At 69.8% G+C, this 10,451-nt stretch carries 10 protein-coding genes, 1 rRNA gene and 2 pseudogenes; 6 read left to right on the top strand and 7 right to left on the bottom strand.

Annotated elements, in window-relative coordinates:
* A 16S ribosomal RNA gene (locus tag EAO72_RS07640) occupies nt 1-65 on the bottom strand; the annotation flags it as partial.
* 686 nt (nt 66-751) lie between these two features.
* Here EAO72_RS07640 and EAO72_RS07630 point away from each other — a divergent pair.
* Nucleotides 752-1,201: a PTS sugar transporter subunit IIA gene (locus tag EAO72_RS07630; protein WP_148016399.1), complete on the top strand. Its 450-nt coding sequence runs from the start codon at nt 752-754 to the stop codon at nt 1,199-1,201.
* A gap of 76 nt (nt 1,202-1,277) precedes the next feature.
* Nucleotides 1,278-2,948, top strand: coding sequence for a phosphoenolpyruvate--protein phosphotransferase (gene ptsP, locus EAO72_RS07625; RefSeq protein ID WP_148016398.1), 1,671 nt, complete (start codon nt 1,278-1,280; stop codon nt 2,946-2,948).
* A gap of 62 nt (nt 2,949-3,010) precedes the next feature.
* Here the strand turns inward: ptsP and EAO72_RS07620 are convergent, their stop codons facing one another.
* Nucleotides 3,011-3,928, bottom strand: a complete 918-nt coding sequence (locus tag EAO72_RS07620; RefSeq protein WP_148016397.1) for a cryptochrome/photolyase family protein — start codon at nt 3,926-3,928, stop codon at nt 3,011-3,013.
* A gap of 67 nt (nt 3,929-3,995) precedes the next feature.
* A complete protein-coding gene (locus EAO72_RS07615; RefSeq protein WP_148016396.1) occupies nt 3,996-5,972 on the bottom strand; it encodes an acetoacetate--CoA ligase in 1,977 nt (658 codons plus the stop codon).
* Between the two features lie 251 nt (nt 5,973-6,223).
* On the opposite strand from EAO72_RS07615, the pseudogene EAO72_RS07610 reads away from it, so the two are divergent.
* Nucleotides 6,224-6,655 (top strand): annotated as a pseudogene (locus EAO72_RS07610) (glycosyl hydrolase); the annotation flags it as partial.
* Nucleotides 6,656-6,915: 260 nt separating this feature from the next.
* On the opposite strand, the gene EAO72_RS07605 reads toward EAO72_RS07610, so the two are convergent.
* Nucleotides 6,916-7,485 (bottom strand): NUDIX domain-containing protein, encoded by a 570-nt coding sequence (locus EAO72_RS07605; RefSeq protein ID WP_261991350.1) that lies wholly within the window; start codon nt 7,483-7,485, stop codon nt 6,916-6,918.
* A 57-nt stretch (nt 7,486-7,542) separates the two neighbouring features.
* Here EAO72_RS07605 and EAO72_RS07600 point away from each other — a divergent pair, with 57 nt between their 5' ends.
* The gene (locus EAO72_RS07600; RefSeq protein WP_148016395.1) at nt 7,543-8,349 is read left to right on the top strand and encodes a M15 family metallopeptidase; all 807 of its coding nucleotides are present in this window, start codon (nt 7,543-7,545) and stop codon (nt 8,347-8,349) included.
* A 129-nt stretch (nt 8,350-8,478) separates the two neighbouring features.
* Nucleotides 8,479-8,670 (top strand): annotated as a pseudogene (locus EAO72_RS07595) (Mpo1-like protein); the annotation flags it as partial.
* Nucleotides 8,671-8,836: 166 nt separating this feature from the next.
* Here EAO72_RS07595 and EAO72_RS07590 read toward each other — a convergent pair.
* On the bottom strand, nt 8,837-9,064 hold the full coding sequence (locus EAO72_RS07590; RefSeq protein WP_187284951.1) for a hypothetical protein: 228 nt from the start codon (nt 9,062-9,064) through the stop codon (nt 8,837-8,839).
* A gap of 165 nt (nt 9,065-9,229) precedes the next feature.
* Between EAO72_RS07590 and EAO72_RS07585 the strand changes: the two genes are divergently transcribed.
* Nucleotides 9,230-9,469 (top strand): GntR family transcriptional regulator, encoded by a 240-nt coding sequence (locus EAO72_RS07585; RefSeq protein ID WP_148016393.1) that lies wholly within the window; start codon nt 9,230-9,232, stop codon nt 9,467-9,469.
* Between the two features lie 41 nt (nt 9,470-9,510).
* Here the strand turns inward: EAO72_RS07585 and EAO72_RS07580 are convergent, their stop codons facing one another.
* On the bottom strand, nt 9,511-10,107 hold the full coding sequence (locus EAO72_RS07580; RefSeq protein ID WP_148016392.1) for an HNH endonuclease: 597 nt from the start codon (nt 10,105-10,107) through the stop codon (nt 9,511-9,513).
* Nucleotides 10,104-10,409: a hypothetical protein gene (locus EAO72_RS07575; protein ID WP_148016391.1), complete on the bottom strand. Its 306-nt coding sequence runs from the start codon at nt 10,407-10,409 to the stop codon at nt 10,104-10,106. The genes EAO72_RS07580 and EAO72_RS07575 overlap by 4 nt, the downstream gene beginning before the upstream one ends.
* Between the last annotated feature and the right edge of the window lie 42 nt (nt 10,410-10,451).

The following is a 10,451-nucleotide window of genomic DNA, read 5'->3' as shown; positions in this document are numbered from 1 at the left end:
TCGACTTGCATGTGTTAAGCACGCCGCCAGCGTTCGTCCTGAGCCAGGATCAAACTCTCCGTGAATGTTTTCCCGTAATCGGGTAGACACCACGAGAGCGGAACAACCGAGTCGGAATAGGACCGGTCGTTCACTATGTCCTCGCTGTGTGCATTGCCTGCCAAGCCCGAAGGCCTGCCAGGACTTTCAAAGGAACCTCGAACCTGCCGAAACAGGTCGGGGTATCAACATATCTGGCGTTGACTTTTGGCACGCTGTTGAGTTCTCAAGGAACGGACGCTTCCTTCGTACTCACCCTCACGGGCTTTCCTCCGGGCGCTTCCCTTCGGTCTTGCGTTTCCGACTCTATCAGACTCTTTCGTGTCCGATTCCCGGTCGAAACGGGCTTCGCTTTTCTCGCCTCGGGGAATTCGCTTTCGCGTTTTCCTTTCCGGCGAGCCAGACACTATCAGGCCTTTCCGCACCCACTGACCGGCCCCCCGCAAGCATGCGGCTGCCCGATATCGGGTTAGGGTTTGGGCTTGATAGTCGCCGCCGACCCCCGACTCAATGTCGCGTTGGGGCCAGGCAGGAGTACGACAGTACAGGCCGCCGGGAGTCGAGGCAAATCGTTGCCGGTACACACCTAGGTCCTCGAACCACCAGGACTCGGGCGGAACCGGGACTTCTTATGACTTACGCTGCTGAGCAGTACGCCGTCCTCCGACCAGCCGCGGCGGCGCCATTCAAGCTCCACTCTGGGAGGCTCCCCATGACCACTGTGACGTCCCCTCTTGCCGGACGTGCCATCGGGCTCGCTGCGGTACCCGACCCGGTCTTCTCCGGTGCGATGGTGGGCCCCGGCACCGCCATCGACCCCGTGCGCGAGCCGTCCGAGGCCGTCTCGCCCGTCGACGGGATCGTTGTCTCCCTTCACCCGCACGCCTTCGTGGTCGTGGACAGCGAGGGCCACGGGGTACTGACCCACCTCGGCATCGACACCGTCCAGCTGAACGGCGAGGGCTTCGAGCTGCTCGTGAACAAGGGCGACACCGTCACGCGCGGCCAGGGGGTCGTCCGCTGGGACCCGGTAGCCGTCGAGGCGGCCGGCAAGTCGCCGATCTGCCCCGTCGTGGCACTGGAGGCAACGGCCGATTCGCTGTCCGACGTCATCGAGGACGGCGACGTGAAGGTCGGCGACACACTGTTCGGCTGGCAGTAACGCGTTCGGCGCAGTGACAGCCGACTGGATATCCACCGCGGGGGCTTCGGCCGCCGCACAACCGGAGACGGGTGCAATGCAGACAACGCTGCGAGGCGTAGGCGTGAGCCACGGTGTGGCGATCGGCGAGGTACGGCACATGGGCACAGCAGTGCTCGAACCGCCGGCCAAGCAGATTCCGGCCGAGGAGGCCGAGCGCGAGCAGGGGCGGGCCCGGCAGGCCGTGGAGGCAGTGGCGGCCGACCTCGTCGCGCGCGGCAACCTGGCCGGGGGCGAGGCCCAGCACGTGCTGGAGGCCCAGGCCATGATGGCCCAGGACCCCGAGCTCATGGCCGATGTGGACCGGCGTATCGCTGTCGGCAGTACCGCCGAGCGCGGTGTGTACGACGCGTTCGCCTCGTACCGCGCGCTGCTCGCCGGTGCCGGTGAGTACCTGGCCGGCCGTGTCGCCGACCTCGACGACGTGCGCAACCGCATCGTGGCCCGCCTGCTCGGCGTGCCCATGCCTGGTGTGCCGGACAGCGACGAGCCGTACGTGCTGATCGCGCGCGATCTGGCTCCGGCGGACACGGCCCTGCTCGACCCCACTCTGGTGCTCGGCTTCGTCACCGAGGAGGGCGGGCCGACCAGTCACAGCGCCATTCTGGCGCGGGCGCTCGGTGTGCCCGCCGTCGTGGCCCTGCCCGGTGCCGGCGAACTGGCCGAGGGCACGGTGATCGCCGTGGACGGCAGCACCGGCGAGATCTTCGTCGAGCCGAGTGCCGAGAAGCGGGCGGAGCTCGAGAGTTCCGCCGCCGCGCGCAAGGCGGCACTGTCGGCGTCGACCGGTCCCGGCGCGACCTCCGACGGGCACAAGGTGCCGCTGCTCGCCAATGTCGGCGGGCCCGGCGACGTGCCGGCTGCGCTGGAGGCGGGCGCGGAGGGTGTCGGTCTCTTCCGTACCGAGTTCCTCTTCCTGGACGACAGCAAGCAGGCGCCGTCCGAGGAGAAGCAGATCGCCGCGTACCGCGCGGTGCTGGAGGCCTTCCCCGAAGGCCGGGTCGTGGTGCGGGTGCTGGATGCCGGGGCGGACAAGCCCCTGGACTTCCTGACTCCGGCCGACGAGCCCAACCCGGCGCTAGGCGTGCGCGGGCTGCGCAGCCTGCTGGATCACCCGGACGTGCTGCGGACGCAGCTGACCGCTCTGTCGAAGGCGGCCGAAGGGCTCCCTGTCTACCTCGAGGTCATGGCTCCCATGGTCGCGGACCGTGCGGACGCCAAGGCCTTCGCCGACGCGTGCCGGGCGGCCGGGCTGCAGGCGAAGTTCGGTGCGATGGTCGAGATCCCGTCGGCCGCGCTGCGGGCGCGCTCGGTGCTGCAGGAGGTGGAGTTCCTGTCGCTGGGCACCAACGACCTGGCGCAGTACACGTTCGCCGCCGACCGTCAGGTGGGTGCGGTGTCCCGCCTCCAGGACCCGTGGCAGCCCGCGCTGCTGGACCTGGTCGCGATGTCGGCCGATGCCGCCAGGGCCGAGGGCAAGAGCTGCGGGGTCTGTGGTGAAGCCGCCTCCGATCCGCTGCTCGCCTGTGTGCTCACCGGTCTGGGTGTGACGTCGCTGTCGATGGGCGCCGCGTCCATTCCCTATGTACGCAGCACGCTGGCGAAGTACACGCTCGCCCAGTGCGAGCGTGCCGCGTCGGCCGCGCGTGCGGCGGACTCCGCGGAGGAAGCGCGCGTCGCCGCGCAGGCGGTGCTGTCGGGCGAGTAGCGCGCCCCCGAGGTAGGAGAAGGGGCTTCCCGCCAGTGGTGGCGGGGAGCCCCTTCCGGCTGTCAGCGGTGCGCCTCCGGTTCGTCGGCACCGATGTCGAAGCCCGCGCAGTACTCCACACCGGACTCGGGCGAGACGGGGTCACCGGTGTCGGCGTCGGTGCAGTAGGCGCTGAACACCTCCCCCGCGGTGAGCGGGACGAGGCTGCCGCCGGTGAGGCGCCAGCCGTGGACCCGGTCGGCGGCCCCCGGAGCGCTGGTCCTCAGGACGACTCCCCCATGGCTGTCGAGCGCGATGCCGACGGCCAGTACGGTCACGAACTCGGCGCCTTCCGCCGAGTCGAGGTGCGCGGGGCCGGTGCTGTCGCGCCGGGTGTGCAGCGCGGCGAGCAGTTGTTCGTTCTCCGTGGGAGTGCTGCAGACCAGGTGGTGGGTGCCGGGACCTGCCGCCTCCAGGGTGCGCAGCAGGAGGTGGGACGCGCGGTCGAAGGCGGCGCGGCCGATGTCCTGTCCGCAGTCCGCGCAGTCACCGAGCCCGGACAGGAGCATCGTGCCGTACTCCCAGGTGGCCTGCCGTACCGCTCGGGAGACCAGGAGCGGGATCAGGGTGTCGATGGGCTGTCCGGTGTAGGCCACGGTGGCGCCGCAGGCCGCGACCTCCGCGGTGAACCGGCTGCGGCCGGCCGGGGTATCGGGTGCGATTCCCGATTCGGCGCAGAACTCCGCGTACTCCTCCGGGTCGAAGAGGGCGACCGTGGTGTGCATGCCCTGTGCGGCGAGCGCCCGGAGCAGGCCCTCCACCTGCCGCAGGTAGACGGTGTGGTCGTCGAAGGTGAAGGTGCGGTAGTGCCGCATCGCCGCGAAGTCCTGCTCATCGGTCAGGAGGCCGATGGTGGTCGGTGCTTCGCGGCGCAGCGTGCGTCGCATCGTGGTGCCGGTCCGGCCGCGGACGGTCGCCCGGTTGTTCCTGGTCTGCGCCATGATTCCCCCAGTGCGCTGTCGAACATTGCTCACTCAGCGTAATCACGGGCACTGACAGTGGCCTCGGTCAGCTGCGCTTGCGGGCCAGTTCCTCGTAGAAGTGGAGGAGTTCCAGGTTGTCGATGGAACCGGGGTTGACCGCCTTGGCCAGGGCGGTTCCCTGGAGGAGGCGTTTGACCGGAACCTCGATGCGCTTGCCGGTGAGGGTGTGCGGGATGCCCGGGACCTCGATGACCTCGTCCGGGACGTGGCGCGGGGAGAGGTTCTCGCGGATGGTGCGCTTGATGCTGTCGCGGAGGTCGTCGTCGAGTGCGGCGCCTTCGGCGAGATGGACGAACAGGGGCATCCAGTAGCCGCCGTCGGGCTCCTCCAGTCCGATCACGAGGGACTCGCGGATCTCGGGGAGGCGCTCGACGGCTTCGTAGATGTCCGCGGAACCCATGCGGACGCCCTGGCGGTTGAGGGTGGAGTCGGAGCGGCCGTGGATGACGACGGATCCGCGGTCGGTGATCGTGATCCAGTCCCCGTGCCGCCAGGTGCCCGGGTACGTCTCGAAGTAGCTCTCGCGGTAGCGGCCGCCGTCGGGGTCGTTCCAGAAGCGGATCGGCATGGACGGCATGGGCTGCGTGACGACGAGTTCGCCGACCTCTCCGGTCAGGGGTTCGCCCGCGGGGTCCCAGGACTGGAGGTCCGTGCCGAGGCACGCGGCCTGGAGTTCGCCGATGTGGACGGGGAGGGTGGGGACCGCCCCGGCGAAGCAGCTGCAGACGTCGGTGCCGCCGCTGACGGAGGCGATCCACAGGTCGTCGGCCACCTCGTCGTGGAGCCAGCGGAATCCGTCGGGCGGGAGCGGGGAGCCGGTGGTGGCGACGCACTGGACGCGGGAGAGGTCGAAGTCCCGCCCCGGGTGGATGCCGGCCTTGCGGCAGGCCATGACGTACGCGGCGGAGGTGCCGAAGAGGGTGGCGCCCGTCTGTTCGGCGACGCGCCACTGGGCGCTGACGTCCGGGTAGCCGGGGCTTCCGTCGTACAGCACGAGGGTGGTGCCGGTGAGGAGGCCGGAGACGAGGAAGTTCCACATCATCCAGCCGGTGGAGGTGTACCAGAAGAAGCGGTCCTCCGGGCCGAGGTCGCAGTGCAGGCCGATCTGCTTGAAGTGTTCGAGCAGGATGCCGCCCTGGGACTGGACGATGGCCTTGGGCAGGCCGGTGGTGCCGGAGGAGTAGAGGACCCACAGCGGGTGGCCGAAGGGGACCTGCTCGAAGACCGGCTCGGTGTCGGCGGCGGTGAGGGCGGACCAGTCGAGGGCGCCTTCGGGTGCGTCGGTGCCGAGCAGCGGGATGTGGACGACGGCGCGCAGGGTGGGCAGTTCCCGGCGCAGTTCCGCGACCGTGTCGGCTCGGTGGTGTTCCTTGCCGCCGTAGCGGTAGCCGTCGACGGTGAACAGGACGACGGGTTCTACCTGCTGGAAGCGGTCGAGGACGCTGCGGGCGCCGAAGTCGGGGGCGCAGGAGGTCCAGACGCCGCCGACGGCCGCGGTGGCGAGGAAGGCGACGACCGCCTGCGGGATGTTGGGGAGGTAGCCGCTGACCCGGTCGCCCGGGGTGACGCCGAGGGCGCGGAGTTCGGCGGCGAGCGAGCCGACCTGGCGGCGCAGCGAGGACCAGGAGACGGGGACCTGGGTGTGGGTCTCGTCGACGTGGAGAAGTGCGGGGGCGTCGGCGCGAAGGAGGTCCTCGGAGGTGCGCAGCGCGTGCTCGGCGTAGTTGAGGGTGGCACCGGGGAACCATGCGGCACCGGGCATGGCGCGGTCACCGATGACGGTCTCGTACGGGGTGGAGAAGCGGACGTCGAACCATTCGGCGACGGCCTTCCAGAAGGTGTCGAGCTCGTCGACCGACCAGCGGTGCAGGCTCGCGTAGCCGCCCTCGGCCGGTGCTCCGTGGTGCTCGGCCGCCCAGCTCTGGAAGCGGGTGACGGCCGCGGCCGCGATGCGGTCCGGGCCGGGCTGCCACAGGGGGGCTTCGTGGGCTGCTGAGGTCATGGGGCGGCTCCCTGGCTGTACGGGTACGCGGTGTGTGCGTGTGTCGCGCGCACGGGCTGGGGTGTGCGCGTGAGGCGGCTCCACGGACGATGCCATGTGATCGTCTTTCGCACCAGGGTTGCCCGGCCATGGCCGCGCCGTCCGGTATGTGGTGCGGCCACACCCCGCGCGCGGCCGTCCGCCGCCGGCCGCGGGTGAACGGAAGTTGAACAGAACCCGTTCCCGGATCAGCGGGTGGCAGGGTGAGCCGCATGGACGGTCGTGACCTGGTGCGCTCGGTGAAGCTGGTCGGTTCGAAGCAGGGGCTGCGTACGGTGCGCGCGGCGTGGCGGCGGGTCCGGGCTGACGCGCGGGCGTTGCCTGCGCGCGGTCCGGAACGGGCGCGGGTGCCGGGGACCGTGGTGGGGGCCGAGCCGGAGGCGGGCGGCGGTGTGGTGAGGTTCGCCCGTTCGGAGCTGCGCATCCGTGTGGCGGTGGGCGGGGCGGTCTTCTGGGGATGGGACGGGGCGGAGCCCGTACCGTCCTACGCGCTGCCGGGTTCCGCGCCCGATGCCGATCCCCGGGCGGTGCRGGAGCCGGACAAGGACGGCGGCTGGCAGGTGGTGTCGGAGCGGCTGACGGTCGTGGTGTCGCGGCACGGTGCGGTGGAGTTGCGGACCCCGGGCGGGGTGGTGCTGAGGCGGGCTCGAACTGGAGGTCTGGGCTCCGGCGGAGGGTGCGGGTGGGGGCGGCTCGGTGGTCCGTGACGGGGGTGACGGCTGGGCGCCGGTGGTGGTGGAGCGGTACACCCTCCACACCGAGGCGGTCCGCGCCTGGTTCGCCGGCCGCTACCGCTGACCGCGCTCCCCGCGGCTCAGAGGCCCCGCACCCGGACAGGACGGTGAGGAGGGGCTGGTGGACCGTCCTGTCCGGGTGCYGGGCCTCTGAGCCGCGGGGAGCGCGGTCAGCGGTAGCGGCCGGCGAACCAGGCGCGGACCGCCTCGGTGTGGAGGGGGAAGGCGAGCGCTTCGGGGCTCCGCAGCACTCGGAATCCGGAGGTCTCGGGGGTCGGCGCGGACGGCGGGAGTGCGGCGGCCGGCCGTGCGGGGAGCAGCCCGAACAGGAGGAGGTGGCCGTCGGGGTCGCTGAGGGCGTCGGCCAGGCGGACGTCGTCGCGGTCCGCCTCGATGCGGGTCTCCTCGCGGAGTTCACGTACGACCGCGTGTTTCCAGTCCTCGTCGTGGTCGATGAATCCGCCGGGGAGGGCGGTGCCGCCGAGGCAGGGTTCGATGGTGCGGGTGATGACGACGAGTCCGGTTCGGTCGTCGCCATTGACGTCGCCACCGGTGCGGTCGTCGCCGGTGACGGGGAGCAGGGCGACGGCGACCGGCAGCGGGTTGCGGTAGGCGGTGGCTCCGCAGGCGGCGCAGACGCGGGGCCAGGCACCGGGGTGCGGCAGCGCGGTGTACGGCGCTCCGCAACTGCCGCAGTGGGAGTCCTTCACGGGCTTCTCCGGTTTCCTCGTCACGGCCACGCGCGGACTGTATCCGATCGCCCGCCCCGGACGGCCGGACCAGTGGAGGATGTGCCCATGACAGGTATCCGTTCCGTTTTCCGCGTCCTCGCAGCGACCGCCGCCACGCTGCTCGCCGTCACCGCCGCCGCCCCCGCGGCGCAGGCGAAGCCCGAGCCGAAGGCTCCCGGGGACTTCGTCGCGCTGCGCACGGTCGATCCCACGATCATCCAGGAGATGCGCTACCCCACCGGGCACGACTTCATGGGTGTGCCGGTGGACGGGTACCGCCAGTCGCTGTGCATCCTGACCCGGCCGGCGGCCGAGGCCCTGCACCGGGCCCAGGTCCGGCTGCTGGCCCAGGGGTACTCGCTGAAGGTGTACGACTGCTACCGGCCGCAGCGGGCCGTCGACCACTTCGTCCGGTGGGCGAAGGATCTCGACGACGAGACGATGAAGAGCGAGTTCTATCCGCAGGTCGACAAGACCCGTCTGTTCGCGGACGGTTACATCGCCGAGAAGTCCGGACACAGCCGCGGCAGCACGGTGGACCTGACCCTGGTACGGCTGCCGGCCCTGCCGACCAGGCCGTACCGCGCCGGCGAGAAGCTGGTGCCCTGCTACGCCCCGCAGGCCGAACGCTTTCCGGACAACTCGGTCGACATGGGCACCGGATTCGACTGTTTCGACACGCTCTCGCACACCGACGACCCGCGGATCCAGGGCGTGCAGCGCGCCAACCGCCAGTTCCTCAAGAAGACGCTCACCGACGCCGGATTCGTGAACCTCGCCGAGGAGTGGTGGCACTACACCTTCAAGCCGGAGCTCTTCCCGGCCACCTACTTCGACTTCCCGGTGGCCCGCAGGTCCGTCGCCGGCCACTGAGGCGCCGCGTCCCGGAAGGAGATACGAGCGGGCGGCTGGGACCACCCCCGTGGGTCCCGGCCGCCCGCTCTTCTTCTCGGACGCGGATCGGCCGTATCCGGTTGCCGATCCAGCCATTACGGTGCCCGTATGTCACAGCAGACGTTCGATTCGTACGAAGAGTTCTGGCCCTACTACGTCGCGATGCACTCCCGGGCCGCGACCCGCTGGGTCCATCTCACCGGCACCCTGACCGGTCTCGCGATCACCGCCTACGGACTGGCGCGCGGCCGGAAGCGCTACGTGGCCGCGCTGCCGCTGATCGGGTACGGGACGGCCTGGCGGGTACGTGGCAAGAGTCGAATCAAAAAACTTGCGACATGAAGAAGCCCTCGCCACTCTGGGGGTGAGTGACGAGGGCTTCGGCTGAGCGGCGGGACTGGCTGTCGACCTCGTCCGCCGCTCTCCGTGCGCTGCGAGTCGGCCGGCAGCGCACGGGGCTTGGGGGTCACATGGCGGGCGCTCTGCGCTCGTCCTTGAGCCTGTGGGCGTTGATCTCTGCGGCAATCCGGCTGCACTCCGCGCGGTCGAAGCTCGGTGACGCCGGCTCCGACACCGACAGCCATTCCTTCAGCAGCGCGCTGCACACGTCGCACTTCGGGTAGGGCCGGGGCGTAATCGGCTTGAGAGGGTCCGTGAGGTGGACCTCGTGAGGCAGTTGGTTACGATTGGGCACGTCGACCTGCTCTCTCAGGTTGGCCATGCCCCCGGGACCGGTCGCACGGTCGCCGGGGTGCTTTACGCGACACAAAGATACGCCTACCTGTACACCCCTGTCCATGCATAGGCACGCCTATGGGTGTCTATGCCCCGGTAGGATGGGATACGTACAGTCCGGCGGATGAGCGACATGGAGTGGGACCCGACTCGGCCCAAGTGGGAGCAGATAGCCGACGAAGTCCGCCGGCGCGTCATCACTGGCGAGTACGCCCCACAAGCTCTCGTGTCGGAGGTCAAGCTCGAAGCCGAATTCGGCGTAGCCCGCGGAACCGTGCGAAAGGCCGTTGCCGCTCTGCGCGAGGAGGGACTCCTCGTGACGACGCCAGGGCTCGGTTCGTTCGTCTCAAAGAACCTGCCGTAACGCAGAAGAGCCCCGCCTCCGGATGGAGACAGGGCTCTTGGTCACGCGTTGGCCGGCAGGAGTAGCGGCGCCAGGTTGGGGAAGCGTTCGGCCAGCCACTCCCAAGGGAGCCGACTGCACTTACCGCCGACGCCCCGGTTGCATTCGACGCAGGACGGGACAAGGTTTGCGATGGAGTGCTCACCGCCCCGAGAGAGCGGGAGGATGTGCTCGATCTCCTCGAAGGGGCCGCCGCAGAAGACGCAGGCATAGAGGCCGTCGTCCTCCCAGGAGGCCATCAGTTCATCGTGGGTGAAGGGGACGACGGTTGCGGCTGCGATGCGGGCACGTCGGAGAGCCCTACTGTGCCGGTTTAACTCCCTCCAGCGATCAGGGTTCGCATCTCTCCACACTCGATCCTTCTGGGCGGCTCGCTCAGAGTTCTCGGCATACCAGAGGCGGTTACCTACGTTCGAACACGTCCGACATTGGCCGTTCCGCCCGTCACCTGCGTCGCGTCGCACGCTGAATGCCTCGTGCCCCTTGACTACGAAGCACTTGGAACAAGCCTTCGCCGGGACGCCCTTCTCTCGCATCGCACTGTTGAACCGCATCCTGGCCGCTCTGTCCGCCAGCGGGCTCAGCGCCTCCACGTTCACGCCGCCACCTTCGCCGGCGCGGGGCTCTCGTCGGTGTCAGCGTCCGCGAACTGCCCCGCCAGGTCGACGTAGATGCCGACGACCCGCCCCCGCTCGTCGCGCACGTTGAAGACGTCGTAGATGCCGTCCCCCGGCGGCGTCGGTGTCACGGTGGCGTACTCGAAGTCGATGTACTCCGCGCTGCCAGGCTCTCGCGCCTCCGCGTCGGCCACCTGCGCGGCGTAGCACGGATCGACGATGGCCACTCGCCCCGTGTCGGTGCCCAGCAGTCCGACGAACTCCAGCTCTTCAGACGTGATCATGATGCGTTCTCCTCCGCGTCGCATGGCTTCCTGTCGACTGAG

Source organism: Streptomyces sp. OR43, from assembly GCF_008042275.1.
Classification (GTDB): Bacteria; Actinomycetota; Actinomycetes; order Streptomycetales; family Streptomycetaceae; genus Streptomyces.
This window is presented reverse-complemented; position numbering and strand designations above follow the sequence as displayed.